This window comes from Massilia phyllostachyos, assembly GCF_021044825.1.
Lineage (GTDB): Bacteria > Pseudomonadota > Gammaproteobacteria > Burkholderiales > Burkholderiaceae_D > Telluria > Telluria phyllostachyos.
Map to the genome: position 1 here is coordinate 295,999 of NZ_JAJNOC010000006.1, position 23,720 is coordinate 319,718.

General features: G+C 66.4%; 24 protein-coding genes, 1 rRNA gene and 1 pseudogene. 10 read left to right on the plus strand and 16 right to left on the minus strand.

What is annotated here, in order from left to right:
* Positions 1 to 2 precede the first annotated feature (2 nt).
* From LQ564_RS18625 to gshB, 8 genes are all read right to left on the minus strand, one after another.
* Positions 3 to 938, minus strand: coding sequence for a pseudouridine synthase (locus tag LQ564_RS18625; RefSeq protein ID WP_231059610.1), 936 nt, complete (start codon positions 936 to 938; stop codon positions 3 to 5).
* Positions 939 to 1,844 carry a M48 family metallopeptidase gene (locus LQ564_RS18630; protein WP_231059611.1) on the minus strand — a complete coding sequence of 302 codons (906 nt, stop codon included), beginning with the start codon at positions 1,842 to 1,844 and terminating at the stop codon, positions 939 to 941.
* A gap of 82 nt (positions 1,845 to 1,926) precedes the next feature.
* A complete protein-coding gene (gene metW, locus LQ564_RS18635) occupies positions 1,927 to 2,544 on the minus strand; it encodes a methionine biosynthesis protein MetW (RefSeq protein WP_231059612.1) in 618 nt (205 codons plus the stop codon).
* Positions 2,541 to 3,704 carry a homoserine O-succinyltransferase MetX gene (metX, locus tag LQ564_RS18640; RefSeq protein ID WP_269143594.1) on the minus strand — a complete coding sequence of 388 codons (1,164 nt, stop codon included), beginning with the start codon at positions 3,702 to 3,704 and terminating at the stop codon, positions 2,541 to 2,543. Before metX ends, metW begins: the two co-directional genes overlap by 4 nt.
* 54 nt (positions 3,705 to 3,758) lie before the next feature.
* Positions 3,759 to 5,513, minus strand: a complete 1,755-nt coding sequence (gene ptsP, locus LQ564_RS18645; protein ID WP_231059613.1) for a phosphoenolpyruvate--protein phosphotransferase — start codon at positions 5,511 to 5,513, stop codon at positions 3,759 to 3,761.
* A 41-nt stretch (positions 5,514 to 5,554) separates the two neighbouring features.
* The gene (locus LQ564_RS18650; RefSeq protein ID WP_231059614.1) at positions 5,555 to 5,824 is read right to left on the minus strand and encodes an HPr family phosphocarrier protein; all 270 of its coding nucleotides are present in this window, start codon (positions 5,822 to 5,824) and stop codon (positions 5,555 to 5,557) included.
* A gap of 46 nt (positions 5,825 to 5,870) precedes the next feature.
* Entirely contained in the window at positions 5,871 to 6,278 is a 408-nt protein-coding gene (locus LQ564_RS18655; protein WP_231059615.1) for a PTS sugar transporter subunit IIA, read from the minus strand.
* 4 nt (positions 6,279 to 6,282) lie between these two features.
* Positions 6,283 to 7,230, minus strand: a complete 948-nt coding sequence (gene gshB / locus LQ564_RS18660; RefSeq protein WP_231059616.1) for a glutathione synthase — start codon at positions 7,228 to 7,230, stop codon at positions 6,283 to 6,285.
* Positions 7,231 to 7,367: 137 nt separating this feature from the next.
* On the opposite strand from gshB, the gene LQ564_RS18665 reads away from it, so the two are divergent.
* Positions 7,368 to 8,015, plus strand: coding sequence for a DUF4272 domain-containing protein (locus LQ564_RS18665; protein ID WP_231059617.1), 648 nt, complete (start codon positions 7,368 to 7,370; stop codon positions 8,013 to 8,015).
* A gap of 3 nt (positions 8,016 to 8,018) precedes the next feature.
* Here LQ564_RS18665 and gshA read toward each other — a convergent pair whose 3' ends face one another.
* The 4 genes from gshA to LQ564_RS18685 all read right to left on the minus strand — a co-directional run bounded on the left by gshA (position 8,019) and on the right by LQ564_RS18685 (position 12,114).
* Positions 8,019 to 9,320, minus strand: a complete 1,302-nt coding sequence (gene gshA / locus LQ564_RS18670; protein WP_231059618.1) for a glutamate--cysteine ligase — start codon at positions 9,318 to 9,320, stop codon at positions 8,019 to 8,021.
* Positions 9,321 to 9,606: 286 nt separating this feature from the next.
* On the minus strand, positions 9,607 to 11,010 hold the full coding sequence (locus tag LQ564_RS18675) for an ammonium transporter (protein WP_231059619.1): 1,404 nt from the start codon (positions 11,008 to 11,010) through the stop codon (positions 9,607 to 9,609).
* Between the two features lie 10 nt (positions 11,011 to 11,020).
* On the minus strand, positions 11,021 to 11,359 hold the full coding sequence (glnK, locus tag LQ564_RS18680; RefSeq protein WP_231059620.1) for a P-II family nitrogen regulator: 339 nt from the start codon (positions 11,357 to 11,359) through the stop codon (positions 11,021 to 11,023).
* Positions 11,360 to 11,379: 20 nt separating this feature from the next.
* Positions 11,380 to 12,114, minus strand: coding sequence for a TorF family putative porin (locus LQ564_RS18685; protein ID WP_231059621.1), 735 nt, complete (start codon positions 12,112 to 12,114; stop codon positions 11,380 to 11,382).
* Between the two features lie 269 nt (positions 12,115 to 12,383).
* Between LQ564_RS18685 and LQ564_RS18690 the strand changes: the two are divergent.
* A pseudogene (locus LQ564_RS18690) lies at positions 12,384 to 12,611 on the plus strand (accessory factor UbiK family protein); the annotation flags it as partial.
* Between the two features lie 135 nt (positions 12,612 to 12,746).
* Entirely contained in the window at positions 12,747 to 15,209 is a 2,463-nt protein-coding gene (locus LQ564_RS18695) for an adenosylcobalamin-dependent ribonucleoside-diphosphate reductase (RefSeq protein WP_231059623.1), read from the plus strand.
* Positions 15,210 to 15,228: 19 nt separating this feature from the next.
* Here the strand turns inward: LQ564_RS18695 and LQ564_RS18700 are convergent, their stop codons facing one another.
* The 3 genes from LQ564_RS18700 to LQ564_RS18710 all read right to left on the minus strand — a co-directional run bounded on the left by LQ564_RS18700 (position 15,229) and on the right by LQ564_RS18710 (position 17,023).
* Positions 15,229 to 15,768, minus strand: coding sequence for a hypothetical protein (locus LQ564_RS18700; RefSeq protein ID WP_231059624.1), 540 nt, complete (start codon positions 15,766 to 15,768; stop codon positions 15,229 to 15,231).
* Positions 15,765 to 16,481: a DUF2306 domain-containing protein gene (locus LQ564_RS26035; RefSeq protein ID WP_371873514.1), complete on the minus strand. Its 717-nt coding sequence runs from the start codon at positions 16,479 to 16,481 to the stop codon at positions 15,765 to 15,767. The genes LQ564_RS18700 and LQ564_RS26035 overlap by 4 nt, the downstream gene beginning before the upstream one ends.
* Positions 16,482 to 16,582: 101 nt before the next feature.
* Positions 16,583 to 17,023 (minus strand): DUF4124 domain-containing protein, encoded by a 441-nt coding sequence (locus LQ564_RS18710; RefSeq protein ID WP_231059625.1) that lies wholly within the window; start codon positions 17,021 to 17,023, stop codon positions 16,583 to 16,585.
* Between the two features lie 137 nt (positions 17,024 to 17,160).
* On the opposite strand from LQ564_RS18710, the gene LQ564_RS18715 reads away from it, so the two are divergent.
* The 7 genes from LQ564_RS18715 (at position 17,161) to LQ564_RS18745 (ending at position 23,301) form a co-directional block, all read left to right on the plus strand.
* Positions 17,161 to 17,673, plus strand: coding sequence for an adenine phosphoribosyltransferase (locus LQ564_RS18715; protein WP_231059626.1), 513 nt, complete (start codon positions 17,161 to 17,163; stop codon positions 17,671 to 17,673).
* A 93-nt stretch (positions 17,674 to 17,766) separates the two neighbouring features.
* Positions 17,767 to 19,287, plus strand: a complete 1,521-nt coding sequence (locus LQ564_RS18720; protein WP_231059627.1) for a YifB family Mg chelatase-like AAA ATPase — start codon at positions 17,767 to 17,769, stop codon at positions 19,285 to 19,287.
* Between the two features lie 73 nt (positions 19,288 to 19,360).
* Positions 19,361 to 20,026, plus strand: coding sequence for a CatB-related O-acetyltransferase (locus LQ564_RS25920; protein ID WP_272492125.1), 666 nt, complete (start codon positions 19,361 to 19,363; stop codon positions 20,024 to 20,026).
* A 51-nt stretch (positions 20,027 to 20,077) separates the two neighbouring features.
* Entirely contained in the window at positions 20,078 to 20,581 is a 504-nt protein-coding gene (locus tag LQ564_RS18730) for a hypothetical protein (RefSeq protein ID WP_231059628.1), read from the plus strand.
* Positions 20,578 to 21,318, plus strand: a complete 741-nt coding sequence (locus LQ564_RS18735; protein WP_231059629.1) for an ABC transporter ATP-binding protein — start codon at positions 20,578 to 20,580, stop codon at positions 21,316 to 21,318. Before LQ564_RS18730 ends, LQ564_RS18735 begins: the two co-directional genes overlap by 4 nt.
* On the plus strand, positions 21,315 to 22,865 hold the full coding sequence (locus LQ564_RS18740; protein ID WP_231059630.1) for a hypothetical protein: 1,551 nt from the start codon (positions 21,315 to 21,317) through the stop codon (positions 22,863 to 22,865). Before LQ564_RS18735 ends, LQ564_RS18740 begins: the two co-directional genes overlap by 4 nt.
* Before the next feature lie 94 nt (positions 22,866 to 22,959).
* Complete coding sequence (locus LQ564_RS18745) at positions 22,960 to 23,301, plus strand: DUF1840 domain-containing protein (protein WP_231059631.1); 342 nt, start codon at positions 22,960 to 22,962, stop codon at positions 23,299 to 23,301.
* Between the two features lie 313 nt (positions 23,302 to 23,614).
* On the opposite strand, the gene rrf is transcribed toward LQ564_RS18745, so the two are convergent.
* Positions 23,615 to 23,720: ribosomal RNA gene (rrf, locus tag LQ564_RS18750) — 5S ribosomal RNA — on the minus strand; the annotation flags it as partial.

Sequence of the window (23,720 nt, forward strand, 5' to 3'; positions counted from 1 at the left end):
GTTCAGGGCCAATCCAGCCGGAAGCTGCTCTCGAAGCGGCGCGCTTCCCCGCTCAGGGGGTCGTCGAAGGCGATCGAGCGCGCCAGCAGCTGCAGCGGCGCGCTGAAGTCGTCGCCCTTGCAGGGCAGCGCCACCGGATAGAAGGCGTCGTTCAGGATCGGCGCGCCGAGCGTCGAGAGGTGCAGGCGCAGCTGGTGCTTGCGGCCGGTGTGCGGATGCAGGCGGTAGTGGCAGACGTCGCCGCGGCGCGCGATCAGTTCGATCATCGTTTCCGAATTCGGCTCGCCCTCCACCTCCTCGCTGACGAAGAACTGCTCGGCGTCCTGCATGCGGCTGCGGTAGGTGAAGGGGAAGCCGCGTCCCTCGATCGGCCCCGCCAGCGCCTCGTAGACCTTGGTCACCACGCGCTTCTGGAACATCGACTGGTAGGCCCCGCGCGAGGCCGGGTTGTGCGAGAAGATCACCACGCCGGCGGTCTCGCGGTCGAGGCGGTGGATCGGGGTCAGGTGCGGCAGGTCGTATTGCTTCCTGAGTCGCACGAGCAGGGTCTCGTGCAGGAAGCGGCCGGTCGGGATGGTCGGCAGGAAGTGCGGCTTGTCGGCCACCAGCAGGTGCTCGTCCAGGTGCAGCACGCTTTCCTTGAAAGGAACCGGGGTCTCGGGCGCTTCCAGTTCACGGTAGTACCAGATGCGCATGCCCTGGCGCACGTGGCTGAACGCGTGCAGCGGCTCGCCCTTCGCGTCGACGATCTCGCCGCGCGCCAGGCGCTGGGCCCAGGCGGCTTCCGACACGTCCGGGAAGCGCGCCACCAGGAAGCGCAGCATGCCGCCGGCGACGGTCTCGGTCAGCCACAGGTAGCTGGGGGCGACGCCGTCGCGGGTCGGCAGCGGCACGTAGGCGTTGGCTTCGGCCTGGTGGCCTTTCCTGCTACTTCCCATTCAACGCAGGGCGACGTTGGTCTGGTAGGCCGGCAGCCGAGCGACGGTGGTGCCCTTGGCGCGCGCATACACCGGCAGCAGCAGGTTCATGTGCGCATTCATGTCGGCGATGCGGGATTCGCCACCCGGGTGGGTCGAGAGCAGCTCGATCGGCGCGCGCTTGTTCAGGGCGGCCATCTTGCGCCACAGGACGACGCCGGCGCGCGGGTCGTAGCCGGCGCGGGCGGCGATGTCGAGGCCGACCAGGTCGGCTTCGCGTTCGTCGTCGCGCGAGAACTTCAAGCCATAGAGCTGGGCGCCGTAACTGGCGAGCATGTCGGAGAAACTCGGGTCGACCCCGAAGATCGCGGACGCCGCAAAGCCGCCCAGGCGGGCCAGTCCGTTGGTCACCGTTTGCTTGGCCATTTTTTCGCGGCTGTGCTCACGCAGTGCGTGGGAAATCTCGTGGCCCATCACGGCCGCGACTTCGTCGTCTGTCAGCTTCAGCGAGGTCAGGATGCCGGTAAAGAAACCGATGCGTCCGCCCGGCATGCAGAATGCGTTCACGTCCTTCGAATCGATGACGTTGACTTGCCACTGCCACTGGCTCGCATCCTTGTTCCAGCGCGATGCATGCGGAATGATGCGCTTGGCGATGGCGCGCAGGCGCTGCACTTCCGGGTGCGAGGGCGGCAGCAGCACGCCCCTCTGCTGCGCCTGGCTCATCATCTGCGTGTACTGCTGCGCCGCCGCTTCGTTGATCGTTTCCGCTGGAACATACTTGGTCAGGCGCGACAGCGGCCGCACCGCGATGCCATCCTGCACCGTGGCATTGCGGCTGTCCTGCGCCGCCGCCATGCCGGCATGCCCGGCGCCGAGCACGGCAAACATCGACACACAGGCGGCCAGATGCTTCAGTTTTCTCATTTTCTCACCCTCGAACGGTTCTCGACAGCGTGACTATCGCGGATGGCGAGCAGCTCGACAAGCCGCCACCGCACATAAGCACTCACTCGACCACGCCCGCCTTCTTGCGTAAACGAAACACCGCCAAGCTGCCGCGCAGGTTCGGCAGGAAGGTCACCACCTTGCCCTCCGCCAGCGCCACATACTCCAGCACCTCCAGCCCGCACTTCTCCGCCAGGTCCTTGAAGTCGTGGATGGTCGCGTAGCGCACGTTGGGCGTATCGAACCACTGGTAAGGCAGCGAGCGCGAGACCGGCATGCGGCCGCGGATCAGGGCCACGCGGTGCGGCCAGTAGGCGAAGTTGGGGAAGGACACGATCGCTTCCTGCCCCACGCGCACGATGTCGCGCAGGCGCGCCTCGACGTGCTGCATCATCTGCAGCGAGGACAGGCACAGCACCATGTCGAAGGCGTTGTCGCGGAACAGGTCGAGTCCCTGTTCCATATCGTGCTGGATCACGCTGATGCCGCGCCGGGTGCTTTCCAGCACCTTGTCGTCGGCGATCTCGACGCCGTAGCCGCTGCAGTTTTTTCCCAGTTCCAGGTAGCGCAGCATGGCGCCGTCGCCGCAGCCGACGTCCAGCACGTGCGAGCCTTCGCGCACCCAGTGGGCGATGAAGGCCAGGTCAGGCCGCAGGGAGTTCAGGTCGTCGAAATTCATGCGGCCTCCCCTGCCAGCTCGGTTGCCAACTCCTGTGCAATCCGGTCGTAATACGCGCGCACCACGCCCAGGTAGCGCGGATCTTCCAGCAGGAAGGCGTCGTGCCCGTGCGGCGCGTCGATCTCGGCGTAGCTGACCTTGCGGCGGTTCGAGATCAGGGCTTCCACGATCTCGCGGCTGCGCTCCGGCGAGAAGCGCCAGTCGGTGGTGAAGGAGGCGATCAGGAACTGCGCGCGGGTCCCTTCAAGGGCCTTGGTCAGGTCGCCGCCATGCGCGCGCGCCGGGTCGAAATAGTCGAGCGCCTTGGTGATCAACAAGTAGGTATTCGCGTCGAAGTATTCCGAGAACTTGTCGCCCTGGTAGCGCAGGTAGGATTCGATCTCGAAGTCGACGCCGAAGTCGAAGGCGTAGTCGTTGGTCTCGGCTTCGTTGCGCAGCTTGCGTCCGAATTTCTCGGCCATGTCGTCGTTCGACAAATACGTGATGTGGCCGACCATGCGCGCCACCTTCAGGCCGTTCTTCGGCACCACGCCGTGTTCGTAGAAGTCGCCGCCGTGGTAGTCCGGATCGGTCAGGATGGCCTGGCGTGCGACGTCGTTGAAGGCGATGTTCTGGGCCGAGAGCTTCGGCGTCGAGGCGATCACGATGCAGTGGCGCAGGCGTTCCGGGAACATGATGCTCCAGGAGAGCGCCTGCATGCCGCCCAGCGAGCCGCCCATCACGGCGGCGAAACAGTCGATGCCGAGACGGTCGGCCAGCCGCGCCTGGGCAGCCACCCAGTCTTCCACGGTCAGCAGCGGAAACGCCGCGCCATACGGCTTGCCGGTGGCCGGATTGGTGTGCATCGGCCCGGTCGAGCCGAAGCAGGAGCCGAGGTTGTTCACGCCGATGACGAAGAAGCGGTTGGTGTCGACCGGCTTGCCCGGGCCGACCATATTGTCCCACCAGCCCGCGCTCTTCGGCTTGTCGGCATAGGTGCCGGCCACGTGGTGCGAGGCGTTCAGGGCGTGGCAGATCAGGACCGCGTTCGATTTGTCCGCGTTCAGGGTGCCGTAGGTTTCATACATCAGTGTGTAGTCGCCGATGCTGGCGCCGCTTTGCAGGCGCAGCGGCTCGGCGAAGTGCATCGCCTGCGGTGTGACTGTTCCGATCGATCCCATGGATGGTGTTCGTGTAGTACGTGTAATGGCGGCAGCGCGCGGCTGCCGGGTAAATCAGAGGGACTGCAGCTGTTCCACCGCGGTGGCGATCTCGTTCGGCTCGAACGAGCGCAGGATGCGGCGCGTGCGGCTGGTGATGGCGGCCAGGTCGCTGTTCAGGATTTCCTGCTTCACCGCCAGCAGCTGCGCCGGATGCATCGAGAATTCGCGCAGGCCCATGCCGAGCAGCAGGCGGGTCAGCTTGACGTCGCCCGCCATCTCGCCGCACACGGCGACGTCCAGGCCGGCCTTCTGGCCGACCGCGATGGTCTGGGCGATCAGCATCAGGACCGCCGGATGCAGCGGATTGTACAGGTGCGCCACTTCGTAGTCGACCCGGTCGATCGCCAGCGTGTACTGGATCAGGTCATTGGTGCCGATCGACAGGAAGTCCATGCGCTTGACGAACATGGGCAGCGCCAGCGCGGCGGCCGGGATCTCGATCATGGCGCCGACTTCCACCGCCTCGTCGTACTTGACGCCCTCGTCGCGCAATTGAAGCTTGGCCTGCTCGATCATGGACAGGGTCTGGTCGATCTCGAAGGCGTGCGCCAGCATCGGGATCAGGATCCGCACCTTGCCGAAGCTTGATGCGCGCAGGATCGCGCGCAGCTGGGTCAGGAACAGCTGCGGCTCGGCCAGGCAGTAGCGGATCGCGCGCAGGCCCAGCGCGGGGTTGAGCGCGGTGTGCTCGGTGGTGTCGAGCGGCTTGTCGGCGCCGACGTCCAGCGTGCGGATCGTCACCGGGCGGCCCTTCATCGCCACCACCGCCTTGCGGTACTGCTCGAACTGCTCGTCCTCGCCCGGCACCTTCAGCACGGTGGCGCCGCGGCCCATGAACAGGAATTCGGAACGGAACAGGCCCACGCCGTTGGCGCCGGCGTCGAGCGCGGCCGGGCAGTCGTCGGGCAGCTCGATATTGGCCAGCAGCGTGATCGCGGTGCCGTCTTTTGTTACCGCCGGGGTCTTCTTGAGCTTCAGCAGGCGCTTGCGCGCCTTGGTCATCGCGGCCTGGCGCGCGCGGTACTGTTCCAGCACCAGCTGGCTCGGATTGCAGATCACCACGCCGGCGTCGCCGTCGATGATGACCCAGTCGTCCTGCTCGATCAGGCGCGACGCCTGGCTCATGCCGACCGCCGCCGGGATGTCGAGCGAACGCGCGACGATGGCCGTGTGCGAGTTCTGGCCGCCGACGTCGGTGACGAAGCCGGCGAAGGAGCGGTCGCGGAAGGCCAGCATGTCGGCCGGCGAGATGTCGTGGGCCACCACGATCATCGAAGGCAGCGCCTGCTCGCCGTCGGCCGCCACCGGGGCGATGGCGAGCGCGGTGCCCATCAGGACCTTCAATACGCGCTCGGCGACCTGCTGGATGTCGTGCTTGCGCTCGCGCAGGTACTCGTCCTCGATCTCGTCGAACTGGGCCGAGAGCTCGTCGATCTGGGTCACCAGCGCCCATTCGGCGTTGTAGTGGCGCGAGCGGATGATGTCGAGCGGCGCTTCCGAGATCATCGGGTCCGACAGGATCAGGGCGTGCACGTCGATGAAGGCGCCCAGTTCGGTCGGGGCGTCCTTGGGCAGCTCGGTCCACAGGGCCTGGAGGCCGCGGTGCACTTCGGCGATCGCGTGCTGCAGGCGCTTCACTTCCGCCTCGACCTGCTCTTCCGGGACCAGGTAGTGCTTGACGTCGAGGGCGGCCGGCGTGAGCAGGTGGGCGCGGCCGATCGAGATGCCGCGCGAAACCGGAATGCCGTGGAGCGTGAACGATGCCATGGAGGGTCCCGTGTGGCGAGGGGTGGCCGCTTCGCGCGGCATTACTCGCCTTCGCCGAACTTGTCGTTGACCAGGCCCGCCAGCGCGGCGATGCATGCTTCTTCGTCCTCGCCGTCGGCTTCGAGCAGCACCTTGGCGCCCTTGCCGGCGGCAAGCATCATGACGCCCATGATCGACTTGGCATTGATGCGGCGGCCGTTGCGGGTGAGCCAGACGTCGCTCTTGAACCTGGCGGCCAGTTGGGTGAATTTGGCGGAGGCGCGGGCGTGGAGGCCCAGTTTGTTGATGATTTCGAGTTCTTGTTGAATCATATTGTCGTTGTATTAACCCGTGGCCAAATAAATAATATAAATCGTTTCAACTCGATCCGACACGGATCCGGTTATCGACCCGCACGGCGCCGTTCTGGGCGCCGGCGAGGGCCATCTCGACCACCACGTCGAGGGTGTCGCGGCGATAGGTGATCGCGCGCAGCAGCATCGGCAGGCTGATGCCGGCGATGATTTCCACATGGCCGGCGTCGTGCAGCGAATTGCAGCAGTTCGAGGGCGTGCCGCCCTTGATGTCGGTGATCACCAGCACGCCGTCGCCTTCGTCCAGGCGCGCGATCGCTTCCTTGGCCAGGCAGTTCACCTGCGCCAGGTCCTGGTCGGCGGTCACGTCGATCGCCTCGAAACGCTCGGTCGGGCCACGGAATACGTGGGCGACCGCGGAAATGAATGCCTGGCCCAGCGGTGCGTGGGTCATCAGCAGGATGCCTACCATGTCGTTACTTCTCTTTTGCTTTCAATTCGACCGCGTCGATGAACATCGCGGCCACGTCGAATCCGGTCTGGTCGGCGATCTCCTGGAAGCAAGTCGGGCTAGTAACATTTACTTCCGTCAAGAAATCGCCAATCACATCCAATCCTACCAGCAACAGGCCACGGGCCGCCAGTTCCGGGCCGATCGCCTCGGCAATCGCCCGCTCGCGTTCGGTGATCGGCATGGCGACACCCTTGCCGCCGGCCGCCAGGTTGCCGCGCACTTCATTGCCCTGCGGGATGCGGGCCAGGGTGAATGGCACTGGTACACCATTGATCACCAGCACACGCTTGTCGCCCTCCTTGATCGCTGGGATATATTTCTGGGCCATGATGGTCTGGGTGCCGTTCACGCTCAGCGACTCGATCACCGAGCCCAGGTTCATGCCGTCGTCCTTGACCCGGAAGATGCCGGCGCCGCCCATGCCGTCGAGCGGCTTGAAGATCACGTCGCCGTGCTTCTCGTGGAAGGCGCGCAGGCGCGCCGGATTCGAGGACACCAGCGTCGGCGAGGTGTACTGGCTGAACTGGCCAATGGTCAGTTTCTCGTTATGGTCGCGGATCGCGCCGGCGCGGTTGAACACGCGCGCCCCCTGGCGCTCGGCCAGTTCCAGCAGATAGGTGCCGTAGACATATTCCATGTCAAACGGCGGGTCCTTGCGCTCGATGATGGCGTCGAACACGTTCAGCTCCACGATTTCCGGCGCCTCGGCGCGGTACCAAGGGTCGTTCTCGCCGGTCAGGTGGATGCGGGTGACTTCGGCGGTGACGACGCCCTCTTCCAGCACCATGTCGCGCTGCTCGAAGGCATACACGGCATGGCCGCGCTTCGCCGCTTCGCGCATCATCGCGAAGGTCGAATCCTTGTAGATCTTGAAGGTGGAGATCGGGTCGGCGAGGAAGGCGATTTTCATGGGCGGTCCAAAGCAGGGAATGCCTTGATTTTAGCCGGAAACGTGAAATCTCGCGGACCGCGGCCCCGTTTGCAGGGGGGTGGGCGCTCGCTCGCATTCGATGCTACTGTCCGGTCATACCATCCAGGGAGGCACACATGACGCCGGAAGCGCGCCGGGAAGCGAACGAAAAGCTGTTGCAGGAGCATGGGATTCCGATCAACCCGCACCTGCCGATGATCGAGGACGGCGACGCCGTCACCTTGCGCAGCGAAGAGGAACTGTGGGGCCGGCTGGTGGCGCTGTGGGGCGTGGTCGGCACCGCGATGATGCGCGAGAACGCCTGGTTCAAGGAGTATTTCACCCCGCCCGAGCGGCGCGCCCTGCTCTCGAACGACGAAGCGGCCTTCCTGTTCAACGACGAACCGGACGAGCAGGACCGGATCCAGTTTTCCTGGCGCCTGGAAGCGCTGATGTTCCTGGCCTGGTGCGCCGGGCTGGTGGACGACCCCGGCCTGCCCTCGGAACCTTCGAGCGCGGAAGACATCCTGCCGCTGTATCCGCACGACCTGGGCGACGCCGTGATGCTGCGCGAGGCGATCCGGGTGCGGCCGAAGGAGGAAATCCTCGACTGGGCCGACCGGCTCTACCGCCTGCACTGGGCGGTGCGCGAAGCCCACCTGAAGCGCGAGGCGCCGCCGCCCGGCCTGAACCCGGGCATGGTGCTCGAATGGCACCACGCCGTGAACTGGATGACCCGCTACGGCGACGAGGACGACTGGGACGCCGTCGGCACCGATACCTGAGGCTTAATACACCTCCGGGTTCGGGTCGGTACGCTCCATCTCGAGCGAGGCCGCGAGCAGGCCCAGGCGCGCCACCACGCCGTAGACGTAGAAGCGGTTCGGCGCCGCCGTGCCCGGCTTGGCCTTCAGGTCCGGAACCGCGTGCTGCTGTGCAAAAGCCAGCGGCACGTACTGGGAACCCGGCGCGTTCAGGTTCTGGTCGATGCCGCGCTCGGCATGCACGCGGTAGAAGCCGCCCACCACGTAGCGGTCGATCATGTACACCACCGGCTCGGCCACCGCGTCGTTGATGTTTTCAAAAGTAGGCACGCCTTCCTGCACGATCATGTCGGTGACGGCGACGCCATCCTTGATGACCGTCATTTTGGCGCGCTGGGCGCGGCTCAGGTCCTTCACCTCGCTGGCGTCCTTGACGCTCAATACGCCCATGCCGTAGGTGCCGGCGTCCGGTTTCACGATCACGAAGGGCTTCTGCTCCTTCATGCCGTATTCCTTGTATTTCTTCTTGATCTTCGAGAGCAGCGCCGAGACCGCGTCCGCCAGCTGCTCGGTGCCCACGTCTTCCTGCAGGTCGACCTCGCCCACCTTGCTGTGCAGCGGATTGACCAGCCATGGGTCGATTTCGATCAGCTTGCCGAACTTCTTCGCCACCTCGTCGAAGGCCTTCAGGTGGTTGCTCTTGCGGCGCAGCGCCCAGCCGGCGTGGACCGGCGGCAGCAGCGACTGCTCGTGGATGTTTTCCAGGATCGAGGGGATGCCTGCGCTCAAGTCATTGTTCAGCAGGATGGTGCAGGGGTCGAAGTCGGCCAGGCCGACGCGGCGGCCGTTCGGCGAGCGCACCAGCGGCTCGACCACCAGCATGTTACCGTCAGGCAGCGCCAGCGGCGTCGGCTGGGTGACGTCCGGCGACAGCGAACCCAGGCGCACGTGCAGGCCGGTCTGGCGGAAGATCTGCATCAGGCGCGCCACGTTCTGCAGGTACATCGGGTTGCGCGTGTGGGTTTCCGGAATCATCAGGAGGTTGCGCGCATCCGGGCAATACTTGTCGATCGCCGCCATCGCCGCCTGCACCGCCAGCGGCAGCATCTCGGTCGACAGGTTGTTGAAACCGCCCGGGAACAGGTTGGTATCCACCGGCGCCAGCTTGTATCCGGCATTCCTCAAGTCCACCGAGCAATAAAACGGCGGCGTATGCTCCTGCCACTCGAGCCGGAACCAGCGCTCGATCGCGGGCGTGGCTTCGAGGATTTTCTTTTCGAGGTCGAGAAGAGGACCGGTCAGGGCGGTGGCGAGGTGCGGAACCATGGGGTGGACGTCCTAGTGATGGCTTGTTTGAATTATATCGTCGCGCATAGGTGGGGACGATGTTGCCATTTTAAAGACGAATGATCGAGACTGGCGCAAAAGGCTGGTCGAAACGCCCGCCGATATTCATTGCTATTCTTTTGCTACCCTAAAAACCGTCATCCCGGCGAAGGCCGGGATCCAATTTTGCATGCGTATCGATAACGCTGGCAGAACTTGGATCCCGGCCTGCGCCGGGATGACGTGCTACTTGAGGCTCAGAGAATCAAGCCGGTTGTTATTCAAATCACGAGTGGTAAGCCGACTCGCCATGGCTGGTAATGTCCAGCCCCTCGCGCTCCTGCTCCACCGGCACGCGCAGCCCGATCACCACGTCCACCAGCTTGAACGCCACGAACGCCACGACAGCCGACCACACGATGGTGATGCCCACCGCCTGCGCCTGCACCCACACCTGGCCGGCGATCGAGTAATCCGGCGAACCTTTATTCGCGATGTAGTCCCAGATGCCCTGCCCGCCCAGTTGCGGCGAAGCGAACACGCCGGTCAGCAGCGCGCCCAGGATGCCGCCCACGCCATGGACGCCGAACACGTCGAGCGAGTCGTCGGCGCCCAGCAGGCGCTTCAGGCCGGTCACGCCCCACAGGCAGACCACGCCGGCCAGCAGGCCGATGACCAGGCCGCCCATCGGGCCGACGAAGCCGGCCGCCGGGGTGATCGCCACCAGGCCCGAGACCGCGCCCGACACCGCGCCCAGCAGCGACGGCTTGCGCTTGAAGATCCACTCGCCGAACATCCACGACACGGCCGAGGCGGCGGTCGCCAGCAGGGTGTTGATGAAGGCCAGGGCCGCCACGTCGCCCGCTTCCAGCGCCGAGCCGGCGTTGAAGCCGAACCAGCCGACCCACAGCAGCGAAGCGCCGATCATGGTCATCGTCAGGGAGTGCGGGGCCATCGATTCACGGCCCAGGCCGGTACGCTTGCCGATCACGTAGGCGCCGACCAGGCCGGCCACCGCCGCATTGATGTGCACCACGGTGCCGCCCGCGAAGTCGAGCGCGCCCTTCTGCCACAGGAAGCCGGCGTCGGCGGTGACCTTGGCCAGCGAGGCGGCATCCAGGATCGCGTCCGGGCCGGCCCAGAACCAGACCATGTGGGCCACCGGCAGGTAGCCGAAGGTGAACCAGATCACCATGAAGGCCAGCACCGCCGAGAAGCGCACGCGCTCGGCGAACGCGCCGACGATCAGGCCGCAGGTGATGGCCGCGAAGGTGCCCTGGAAGGCCACAAAAATGAACTCGGGGATCATCGTCTCCTTGCTGAAGGTCGCGGCCTGGCTGAAGGTGCCGGCGGCGGCGTCGTAGATGCCGTTCAGGAAGGCGCGGTCGAAGCCGCCGATGAAGGCGGTGCCCCCTTGGGTGAAGGCCAGCGAATAGCCGTACAGGCACCACAGCACGATGATCAGGGAGAACACCATGAACACCTGCATCAGCACCGACAGCATGTTCTTGGCGCGCACCAGGCCGCCGTAGAACAGGGCCAGGCCCGGGATGGCCATCATGATGACGAGCAGGGTCGCCACGAACATCCAGGCGGTGTCGCCCTTGTTGATGCTCGGAGCGGCCAGGGCCGGCAGCGCCAGGCTGGCGCAAGCGACGCCGGCCAGGATTTTGGTAAGGGTGGATTTCATCGGGTTCCTCTTACAGTGCGTCGTTGCCGGTCTCGCCGGTACGGATACGGATGACCTGGTTCAGGTCGGCCACGAAGATCTTGCCGTCGCCGATCTTGCCGGTGCGGGCGGCGCCGGAGATGGCGTCGATGACCTGTTCGGCCACGGCGTCGTCGACGGCAGCCTCGATCTTGATCTTCGGCAGGAAGTCGACCACGTATTCCGCGCCGCGGTACAGCTCGGTGTGGCCCTTCTGGCGGCCGAAGCCCTTCACTTCGGTGACCGTCATGCCCTGCACGTTGATCTCCGACAGCGCTTCGCGGACTTCGTCCAGCTTGAAGGGCTTGATGATGGCGGTAATCATTTTCATGGTGATACCTCTTTAAACGATCAGAAAGTTTTGGACAGGCTCAGCACCACCGTCGACCGGCCCAGGTCCTTGCCTTCCGGGCTCAGGTAGGCCTTGGTGGAAGCCCGGACCCAGGCGAAGGACACGCTGGCGACGCCGAAGTCCTTGGTGATGCCGGCCTTGTAGTCGGTGTACGAATAGATGCCGTTGTTGTTCACTTCCTGGCGGCCCGCATGCAGGTTCAGCAGCATCTTGTCGCCGATGTCGATGTCGGCGCCCAGGTCCAGGTAGCCGCTGCGCTTGCTGTTCGCGGTGCCGAACAGGTTGGTGGTCGAGTGCGAGTACTTCACGTAGGCCGGGCCGAAGCCGAGGCGGGCGTAGAGTTCGAAGGTGTTGGCGCTCGGGTTCAGGTCGTTCGACGGGTAGTAGTAATACAGGCCGCCGACGTCGTAGGTGAGATTCTCGGTGAGGTTGCCGCGCTTGCCGCCGTACACATCCCATTCGATATTGCCGTCGCCGCCGAGGTCCTTGGTCCAGCGGATGGTGGACAGCCAGGTGCCCACGTACACCCCGGTCGGGTTGTGGGTGTAGTCGACGCCGCCTTGTACGGCGCCGTTCAGGCGGGTCTGCGACAGGCCGCGGTAACGGTAATCGCTGGTGATCGAGGCGTTGTAGCTGACCGAGTGGTCAGGCGTTGCTTCTTGCGCAAAGGCGGGAACGCTGGACAGGGCCAGGATGGCCCAACACACTGCTGCTGCACTGGTCTTGTACTTCATGGACATCCCCTTATGGTCAACTTGGCTCCCGGAGGAGCGGTTGCGGTTTACAATCTCGTTTGCTGCACGCCTGATAACTCTTTAGCAGGATGCGTGCCAGCATGAAAACCGTTGCAAGGGGTGGCTCGGGTGCTTGTTTTCTCGACCATTCGCCCCATTTGCGATGTGGATCAACCGAAAAACCCGCGCGCGAGGCCTGCGCCATCGCGTCACGCACCAAAGCGGATGGCGCCGCACCACCGTGGTGCAGCGCTCCGTCACATCAGGAAATGGATATGAACAATCTCTTCAACGACATCCAGGGCAAGATCAACCAGGCCCTGGAAAGCGGTCCGGCCAAGGACATCGAGCGCAACGTCAAGGCGATGATGACCCAGGGCTTCTCCAAGCTCGACCTGGTCACCCGCGAAGAATTCGACATCCAGGCCCAGGTGCTGGCCAAGACCCGCGCCCGCCTGGAAGCGCTGGAGCTGCGCGTGGTGGAACTGGAAGCGCGCCTGAGCGGCCAGTCCGGTGCGTCCGCGGCCACCGCGGCTACCTCATCGGCCGCCGGTCCGCTGCCGGGCGCCACCGATCCTGCCGCGCCGCACGTCATCCTCGACAAGCCATAAGCCGGCGCCCGCATTCATGCCATGAATGCAATCGACACCGCGCCGGGCGGCTTGCCGCCGCAGGAAGTCTCGCTCGACGTCTTGCGCGAGAAGTACGCCAAGGGCCTTGAAGCCGGCATCCTCGACGTGCGCCGCCGCGTGGCGCGCGCCCTCGCCGCGCTCGAACCCGAGGACCGGCGCGACGAGTTCGAGGCGCGCTTCCTGTGGGCCCAGGAACAGGGCTTCGTGCCGGCCGGGCGCATCGCTTCGGCCGCCGGCCTGGGCCTGCAGGCCACCCTCATCAACTGCTTCGTGCAGCCGGTCGGCGACTCGATCTCGGGCAACGACGGCGCGCTTCCCGGCATCTATACCGCCCTGGCGGAAGCCGCCGAGACCATGCGCCGCGGCGGCGGGGTCGGCTACGATTTCTCTGCCATCCGGCCCAATGGCAGCAAAGTCCATGGGACCCGCTCGCGCGCCTCCGGGCCGGTCTCGTACATGGAAGTGTTCGACGCCTCCTGCCGCACGGTCGAATCGGCCGGCGCGCGGCGCGGCGCCCAGATGGGCGTGCTGCGCATCGACCACCCGGACATCGAACGCTTCATCGCCGCCAAGGACGCGGGTGGGCTCACCAACTTCAACATTTCGGTCGGCGTGACCGACGACTTCATGCGGGCGGTGGAAAGCGACGCCATGTTCGACCTGGTGCACCGCGCCGAGCCGGGGGACGAGGACATGGCGACCGCCCGCCGGCTGGACGACGGCCGCTGGGCCTACCGCCAGGTCCGCGCGCGCGAACTGTGGGACCGGATCATTGCGTCGACCTACGACCACGCCGAGCCGGGGGTGCTGTTCATCGACCGCATGAATGCGGAGAACAACCTCTGGTACGCCGAGCGGCTGCACGCCACCAATCCCTGCGGCGAGCAGCCGCTGCCCGCCTACGGCTGCTGCGACCTCGGTTCGGTGAACCTGACCGCCTTCGTCGACGACCCGTTCGGCGCGCAGCCTTCCTTCGACTTCGAACGCATGTGCGAAGTCGCGGCAGTCGGCGTGCGCATGCTCGACCTGGTGCTGGACGCGACCGAATGGCCGCTGCCGCAACAGGCCGCCGAATCCCAGGCCAAGCGCCGCGTCGGCCTCGGCTTCCTGGGCCTGGGCAGCGCCCTTGTCATGCTGGGGCTGCGCTACGATTCCGACGAGGGCCGCGCCATGGCCGCACGCATCGCCGAGACCCTGCGCGATGCGGCCTATGCCACCTCGGTGGCGCTGGCGCGCGAGAAAGGGCCGTTCCCGCTGTTCGATGCGGACCGCTATCTCGACGGCCAGTTCGTGGGGCGGTTGCCGGACTGGCTGCGCGAAGCGATCCGCATGTACGGCATCCGCAACTCGCACCTGCTGTCGATCGCGCCGACCGGCACCATCTCGCTGGCCTTCGCCGACAACGCGTCCAATGGCATCGAACCGCCCTACTCCTGGACCTACCAGCGCAAGAAGCGCATGGCGGACGGCTCGATGCGCAGCTACGACGTCGAGGACCATGCCTGGCGCCTGTACCGGCAGATGGGCTACGACGTCGATGCGCTGCCGCCCGCTTTCGTGACCGCACTCGAGATGCGCGCCATCGAGCACCTGCGCATGGTGCAGGCGGTGCAGCCTTTCGTCGACACCGCGATCTCGAAGACCGTCAACGTACCCGAGGATTATCCCTTCGCCGACTTCCGCGACCTGTACAGCCAGGCCTGGCATGCGGGCCTGAAGGGCCTGGCGACCTACCGCCCGAACACGGTGCTGGGCAGCGTGCTGTCCACCTCGAGCGCGGCGCAGCAAGCCGCGCTGCTTGACGAAGACCCGCTGCGCAAGCGCTTCGAGCGGCGCCCGCTGGGCGAACTGGAATCGGTGACGTCGAAGATCGAGTACGCGACCCAGGAAGGCCGCAGGACAGCCTACCTGACGGTGAGCTTCATCCGCGCCGACGGCGTCCACGAGGGCAGGCCGGTGACCATCGAGCGGCCCTTCGAATTCTTCATGCCCTCGAACCAGCGCACCGACGGCCAGCAATGGATCACCGCCTCGATGCGCCTGCTGTCGATGGTGGCGCGCGCCGGCGGCGGAACAGCGCGGGCGCTGGCGGACATGCGCGACGTGGTGTGGGAAAAGGGTCCGGTGCGCTGCGGCCACCTGACCCGCGAAGATGGCGTGCAGGTGCCGGTGTACCACGATTCCGAAGTGGCGGCGATCGCCTTCATGCTGCAGCGGGTCTTGATACGGCGCGGTTTCCTGGACGCGTGGGGGAACCAGGTGGCGGTGCCGGAACTGGCGCGCCGTTTCGCCGAGCGCTGCGACGGGGTGCCGCCGGAGACGGCGCCGCAGCCGGCCACCAGCGCCGGCGCCCTGCCCGCGGTGAGCGGGGCCAAGTGCCCGGAGTGCGGCGCCCGGGCCCTGCGCAAGGTGGATGGGTGCACCCGCTGCGGCGAGTGCCATTACGTCGGAGAGTGCGGCTGAGGGCCGCGTCCCCGCTGCTTCAATACACGATCTGGCCAGCCGCCTGCTTCCGCTGGCGCATTTCACCGGCTCGCTCCTGGCGGGCGATCTGCGCGTTGCGGTAGGCAGCAAGGTCGCCGGCACTAGGGCCGTTCTGCTTGGCGACATAGGCGAGCGTATTACCGAACCAGGTGTCATGCTGCGCGATGACCGGCACGGCTTCCAGCTGGATGGCGTCGGCGAGCTTCGTGTGTACTTCGCGCACATGACGGATTGCGGCTTCGCGCTCGTCCGGCGACATGCGAACCAGGCTATCGTGTGGGATATGCTGCGCCGCCTGCGCCGGATCGAGCGAAGCCAGCACGCCGCGGTGGCAGTTCTGCCACTGCTTGATCGAGCGCGCCACGTGACGGATGCGCTGGCTCACTTCCGACACCGCGGGCACGGCGGGCGCCACGCAGCGCAGGGCGCCGGCGGACGGCCCCGCATAGCTCGACGTCCAGTATGCCGCGTCCTGCTCCGCCGCATTGCCTGCGCTTGCCGCTGCTGCCAATACCAGGAAGCCCACCAGTTTCTTCATGACGCCCTCACAATGAATGGATGATGGCCCATACTAACCGCGGTTTGCAAGCGCCGCAATGCGCCATGCATACGGACATACCGCGTTACATGGCCATGCCGAATTCCGGCACGTCGTAGCCGCTGCTGGCGCGCCTCGCGCAGCACGGCCTGGGGCGGCTTGCCCAGGGTGCGCACGAACGCGCGGCGCATCCTTTCCCCGTCGCCGAAGCCGGTCCGTCCGGTGGGGTGAGCTTGGCGCTTGTACTGGCATGGTGCTCGCGCCAGATGCACACGGTGATGACCACCATGCCCAGCAGGGACGGCGCCAGCTGCGACCAGGGCTGGCCGACGCGCACCAGGTTGCCGGTGGCCGAGGACAGCATCCCGAACAGCGAGGCCACCATCTTGTAGGTATGCTCGTAGCGCCAGCAACAGCGCGTCGATCCGGTCCGGCCCCGCCGCTTTGGTGTGGACCGCGTGCCAGCCGCTCAGCAGCTGGTACGTGACCAGCAGGGTCAGGACGGCGAACAGCGGGATGAAGCGGAACAACACGCTGCCGATGATGCCGGTGGCGCAGACCAGCAGCGTGAAGGCGACGAAGATCCGTCCTCGCCTGCGGTGCGTGGGCGTGCCCTTGGTCTTGGCCAGCAACCCCAGGCCGACGACGATTGCAGCGATGCCGGCGCCGACCTGGAGGGCGAGATTCAGGAGGTGCGGCAGCGGGAGGTGCATGGTGGGCCCGGGTTGGAGTAGACGATCTCCAATCTACGGGCCCCACCTGGCGCCGGCACAGGCTTTGTCGCCAGTTGCGGAAATGGTGGAACGAATGGCGGCTAGCGGCAGAAGCTGCCGACGTCACTCTGGGCGATGTCGCGGTCGTTCTGGTCGGTGGGCTTGCCGTTCGAATGGCGCGCCGCGCCGCTGAGGACGTCGCGCGCCAGCCGGCAGCGGTTGGCGTCGGTTTCAACCTCGTTGCCGTAGTACGGCTTCGATGACGACACGCCGCGGAACTGCGGCGGACTCCAGGGTTTGGGCTGGGCCTGGCGCCGCTTGTATTCCGCTTCGCGCTGCTGCCAGCTCGGCTGGCGGGCGGCCGCCACCGGGGCTGGCGGCGGGGTTTTCACCTGTTCCACTTTCGCACCGCCGGGTTCGGGATGGTCGCCATAATGCACCCGCCCCGCCGCATCGACCCATTTATAGACCTGGGCATGGCCATCGGCGGCAGCCACCACGCATAGCAGGGCCAGCGCGATGGGAAAGCACTTCAGTCCCACAACATTCTCCAGCAAAAAAAAACAAGCGTAGCACGGCGATGCTGATGGGAAAGTCTCCAATTCTCGCAATCGTGGCTTGCGCAGCGTTTGCGCAGACCGGCGATAATCCTTCATTCGGCTCACCCACATCCACGCACATGAACGATTTCAACGACGTTCCCCTGGAATTTTTCCAGGACTATCCGGAACCTGGCGTCAATTTTATCGACGTCGGCTGCATCTTCGACAATCCCGAACACTGGCGTCTTGCCATCGACACCTTGCACGCCAAGACAGACGAGCTGCACTTCGACTTCATCCTGGCCATGGACGCGCGCGGCTTCATGCTTGCCGGGGCACTGGCGCTGGAGCACAAGGTCGGCTTCGCCATGGCGCGCAAGGCGGGGAAATTGCCCGGCCATGCGATCGGCATCGACTACAAGCGCGAGTACGGCAGCGCCACCATCGAGATCCAGCCGGAGCGCATCAAGGGCCAGCGCGTGCTGATCGTCGACGATGTGCTGGCGACCGGCGGCACCATCGAAGCGGCGGCAAGCCTGTTGCGCCGGCTGGGCAAGGACGTGGTCGGCGCCGCGGCCCTGTTCGATATCGCTTTCTTCAAGGACAAGCGCGCGCTGACGATGCCGGTCGTGACGCTGCGCGACGTCTGATTCCTCCCCCACCCGGCGCACGCTTGGGTGCGCTCAAGGAGCGGCTTGCCGGGCGATGCCACCATCCTGCCAGTCCCTACTGACAGGAATCCCATGAGCCTCGCCGTATTGCGCAGCCGCGCGCTCGCCGGCATGGCGGCGCCCGCCGTCAATGTCGAAGTCCACCTGGCCAACGGCCTGCCCTCGTTCGCCATCGTCGGCCTGCCCGATGCCGAAGTGCGCGAAGCGAAGGACCGGGTGCGCGCGGCGCTGCAGAATTCCGGCTTCACCATCCCGCCGCGGCGCATCACCGTCAATCTGGCGCCGGCCGACCTGCCGAAGGAATCGGGCCGCTTCGACCTGCCGATCGCGCTCGGCATCCTGGCGGCGGCGCAGATGATCCCGTCCGAACAACTGGCGCGCTACGAGTTCGCCGGCGAGCTGTCGCTGTCGGGCGAGCTGCGTCCGATCCGCGGCGCACTGGCGATGACGTTCGCGATGCACCGCCACAGCGACGGCGGCGCACGGCGCGCCTTCATCCTGCCGCTCGCGAATGCGAACGAGGCGGCGCTGGTGAGCGACGCGGCGATCTATCCGGCGCGCACCCTGCTCGAGGTGTGCGCCCACTTCGCCCAGGGGGCCGGCGATATGCGGCTGGCGCGCCACCAGGGTAGCGCGGTGCTGGCGGCGCCCGACTATCCGGACTTCGCCGAGGTCAAGGGGCAGCAGACGGCCAAGCGCGCGCTCGAGGTGGCGGCGGCGGGCACCCATTCGGTATTGCTGATCGGGCCACCCGGCGCGGGCAAGAGCATGCTGGCGGCGCGCTTTCCCGGCCTGCTGCCGCCGATGAGCGAGGACGAGGCGCTGGAGTCGGCCGCGGTGCAGTCGATCGCCGGCACCTTCTCTCCCGAGCGCTGGCGCCGGCGGCCGTTCCGCAGTCCGCACCATACGAGTTCCGGGGTGGCGCTGGTCGGCGGCGGCAACGTGCCGCGGCCCGGGGAAGTTTCGCTGGCGCACCACGGCGTGCTGTTCCTGGACGAGCTGCCGGAATTCGACCGGCGCGTGCTCGAGGTACTGCGCGAGCCGCTCGAATCCGGCCACATCACGATCTCGCGCGCGGCGCACCAGGCCGACTTCCCTGCCCGCTTCCAGCTGATCGCGGCGATGAATCCCTGTCCCTGCGGCTGGCTCGGGCACGCGTCCGGCAAATGCCGCTGTACCCCGGAAGCGGCGCAGCGCTACCAGGGACGCATCTCCGGCCCTTTGCTGGACCGCATCGACATCCAGCTGCCGGTGGCCGCCATGCCGGCCGAGAGCATCGGGGCCCAGCTCGAAGGCGAAGCGAGCGGCCTGATCGCCGAGCGGGTCGCGCGCGCCCATGCGCTGCAGCTGGCGCGCCAGGGCAAGCCCAACCAGCGCCTGGCGCCGCGCGAAATCGACCTGCACTGCCGCCCGGACGCCGCCGGCGACCGGCTGCTGCGCACGGCCATGCAGCAGCTGCACTGGTCGGCGCGCGCCTACCACCGCGTGCTCAAGGTGGCGCGCACCATCGCCGACCTCGCGCAGGCGCGGCAGGTCGCGGGAGAGCACATTGCCGAGGCGATCCAGTACCGGCGCGCGCTGCGGGAGCATTGAGGGGGCCGCATCTGGCCCGAACGCGCACCTGCCGCTAGAATCGGTGGATTCGTTTTCGATACCAGGATGCCCCATGACCGACCCCGCGACCTTTCTCAACTGCTCGGCTCCGCCCGAGGTCGTGATCAGCTACGAATCCCCGGTGCACCTGGACGGGGTGTCGATTTCCAGCAGCACGTCGATCGGCGCGTATTCCTATTTCGGCCAGGGCTGCCGGATCGGCACCCTGGAGCGCATCGGGCGTTTCTGCTCGGTGGCGCCGGACGTGACGATCGGCCTGGGCAACCATCCGACGGACTACCTCAGCACCCACCCGCTGTTCTTCCGCAGCGCCGCCATGTTCGCGCCGTGGAATCCGCCCGGGATGGGCGTGGCGCGCACCCAGGACGTCATCAAGCACTCACCCAGCATCGGCAACGACGTCTGGATCGGCACCCGCGCCGTGATCGCGCGCGGCGTGACGATCGGCGACGGCGCCATCGTCGGCGCCGGCTCCCTGGTGTTGCAGGACGTGCCGCCCTACTCCATCGTGGCGGGCACGCCGGCGAAGGTGCTGCGCTACCGCTTCCCGCAGGAGCAGGTCGCGGCGCTGCTGGCGCTGCAGTGGTGGAACTACCCGCTCGAGATCATGCGTGGCCTGCCGGTCGACGACATGGACGCCTGCCTGCCCCTGCTGCGCGAACGCATCGCGCGCAGCAGTCCGCTGGCCTACGACATCTACACCATCCAGGGCGGATGATCGCGGTCCGGGATGCACGCACGGCGCGCGCCTCCTGCTACCATCGGGGACATGCACATCCGACACTTATTCACCGCTTCCGTCGCCGCCGCCCTGCTGTGCGGATGCTCCCCGACCTATAACTGGCGCGACTACGCCAGCCCCGACGGCGCCTACCGCATCCTGTTCCCGGCCAAGCCGTCGACGCACACGCGCAGCATCGACCTGGGCGGCATCCGGGTCGAGATGACGATGACGGCGGCCGAGGTCGAGGGCAACACCTTCGCCGTCGGCACCGCGGTGGCGCCGGATGCCGCCATGGCGCAGGCGACCCTGCCCGCGATGCGCCAGGCGCTGCTGCGCAATATCGGCGCTACCCCAGAGGCGCCCGCGCCGGAGCCGGGCAAGCCGCTCGCGGTCGACGCGACCGGCAAGGGCAACGGCGGGCCGGTGCGCCTGGTGGGGCGCTTCGTGGCGAAGGGCGCGCGCGTCTACCAGGTCATCGTGGTCGGCAAGCCGAACGCGATGCCCCCTGAACAAACCGAACAATTCCTCTCTTCCTTCGCACCGCAATGACGACCAACGACGCTCCTCCCGCGCTGCGCATCGCCGGCCTGCACAAATCCTACGGCCGTCCCGCCGTCGATGGACTCGACCTGCTGGTCCGGCGCGGCGAGTTGTACGCGCTGCTCGGCCCCAACGGCGCCGGCAAGACGACCACGCTGCGCATGGTGTCCGGGCTGGTGGCGCCGGACATTGGCCGCATCGAGGTGCTGGGCATCGACCTGGCGCAGGCGCCGGTGGAGGCCAAGCACAGGCTGGCCTACCTGCCGGATGACCCCATGTTGTACGGGAAGCTCAAGCCCTTCGAGTACCTGGAATTCGTCGCCGGCCTGTGGGGCGTGGATGCACGGGCGGCCGAGGGACGCGCCCGCGCGCTGCTCGACTGGCTCGACCTGAGCCAGCATGCGCACGAGCTGACCGAAGGATTTTCGCGCGGGATGAAGCAGAAGCTGGCGCTGGCCGGTGCGCTGATCCACGATCCCGAACTGCTCATTCTCGACGAGCCGCTGACCGGACTCGATGCCGCCGCCGCGCGCCAGGTGAAGGACCTGCTGCTGTCGCACGTGGCCAAGGGCGGCACGGTGATCCTGACCACCCACATCCTCGAGGTGGCGGAGCGCCTGGCCGAGCGCATCGGCATCATCCGCCAGGGACGCCTGATCGCCGAGGGCACGCTGGCTGAACTGCGCGAACGCACCAGTGGGGCCAGCCTGGAGGACGTGTTCCTGCAGCTGACCGCGCAGCCATGATGGGCGCGCCCGGCAGCATCGGCTGGCTGCTGCGCCACGAGGTCAAGCTGGCCTGGTACAACCTTGGATCCGGAAAATCGAAGGCCATGCGGCGCCCCGGCGCCGGTGGCCTGGCGACGATCGCGCTGGCATGGCTGGCGCTGCACGGCGTCGCCTTCTTCATCGTCGCGCGCACGCAAGGCATCGATACGAGCGACCCGCGCGTGCTGGTCGCGGTCACGGCGCTGCTGTACGGCTGCATGACCTTCATGCTGTCGACCGCGCTCAGCTCGAGCGTTCTGGTGCTGTTCGAACGGGGCGACCTCGATCTGCTGCTGTCGTCGCCGCTGTCCTCGCGCAGCATCTTCACCGTGCGCCTCGGCGTCGTGGTGGCGGGCACCGCGGCCCTGTACCTGTTGCTGCTGACGCCGTTCGCGCATGCCGGTGCGCTGCTGGGGCATGTGGGCTGGCTGGCGGTGTATCCGGTGCTGCTGGGCTGCGCGACCGTGATTGCCTGCGCGGCGATGCTGCTGACGCTGGGGCTGGTGCGCTTGCTCGGCGCGCGCAAGACGCGCGTGGTGGCCCAGGTCATCGGGGCCCTGGCCGGGGCGCTGCTGTTCATCCTGGCGCAGGCCTTCAATTATTTCTCGGGCTCGCGCGAAGCGGAAGCGGCGCAGGCGTTCGCCCAGGCGTTTTCCTCCAGCGGGGTGCTGGGCGCGGCCAGTCCCCTGTGGCTGCCGGGCCGCGCGCTGCTGGGCGAGCCGCTGCCGGTCGCAGGCCTGGTGCTGCTCGCCGGCGCGGCGTTCGCGCTGACGGCGGGACGCACGCATCGCTTTTTCGTGCACGGCCTGCAGCAGGCGGCATCGTCATCGCGCGCCGCTGCGCGCCCGAGCCGCCCATTGCGCCACCGCTTCGGGGCCAGCCTGTTCGACACCATCGTGCGCAAGGAGTGGCGCCTGATCCGGCGCGATCCGCACTTGATCTCGCAGGTGGCGCTGCAACTGATCTACCTGCTGCCGATCTTCTTCGTGGTGTTCGGCAAACACGATGTCCGTTACCCGGCCGTGTCGGCCGGCATGACGCTGCTGTGCGCCTCCCTGACCGCCGCGCTGGCGTGGATCATCGTGTCGGCGGAAGACGCGCCCGACCTCCTGACCATGGCGCCCGCGTCCACCGCCATGATCCGCTTCGCCAAGCTGGCGGCGGGTGCGATGCCGGCGCTGGCGATCGCCTTCCTGCCCCTGGCCTGGCTGGTCGTGCGCGAGCCGCTGGCGGGGCTGCTCGCCTGCTTCACGGTGAGCGGCGCGACCTGCACCGCCGCCGTCATCGTGCACTGGTGCGGCAAGCCGGCGACGCGCGGCGAGTTGACGACACGGGGAAAAAGCGACACCCTGACCTCGGTGATGGAGGGCGCGAACAGCCTGGCGTGGGGCGGGCTGGCATTCTGCTTGAGTACAATCGCAGGGGGAAGTTACACCGACACTTATCTGGTCGGCGCCGCATTTTCCGCCATGGGGACGGGCGTGGTGCTGGGCATGGCGTGGTTGATGCGGCGGCCCCGCCCCTGAGAACCTGCCGGGACAGGTGCTCAGTGCGTGCGCGGGATGACCCGTTTTTCAAGACGTGTTATCGTTTAGTCACTAACTGAAGAACGGAATAGCTATGCTGATTACTTTCAAATGCAAATCCTATCCTGAGGTCCTGATGTACCAGGAACATGCCAAACGCATCCTGGACCTGCTGCATAAGGATCTGGAACGCGGCGTCATCACCGCCGAGGAAGCCCCCCGTGCCGTCGCCCTGCTCGAGGGCGAGATCGAGGAAAGCCGCAAGCACCAGATCTCGGAGCAGGTGGAACGCGACGTCCACGCTCATCATGGCGAGAAAGAGGACAACGAGCACGAGCCGATCGAGGTCGTCACCTTCTCGACGCGCGCTTATCCGCTGCTGGAAATGCTGCGCTCGGCGCGGGATAACAAGACGGATGTGTTGTGGGGGGTGTGATCGGGGTTTGACTCACATACTTGAAAAAAGCCCGCTCGATTGATGAGCGGGCTTTTTTCATGCTGCGAACGCCAAAGTCAACTTAGGCACCGGCCTGCGCCGGTGCGACGGTTCAGGGGTTGGTGGTGAAGGGATGCCGCACTGGTTCCCTGCGTTACCCGCAAAGCCGTTGCTCCGGCGAAGGCGTGAACGATGCCACTGGCATCGTTCACCCAATTCCGTGGAATAGTGAAAGCGTATGCTTGATGAGATAACGCGCGCACAAAGCAAAAAACCCCGCAGAGATCACTCTGCGGGGTTTTTCATATAACTAGCCTGACGATAACCTACTTTCACACTGGTTGCAGCACTATCATCGGCGCAAAGTCGTTTCACGGTCCTGTTCGGGATGGGAAGGGGTGGGACCGACTTGCTATGGT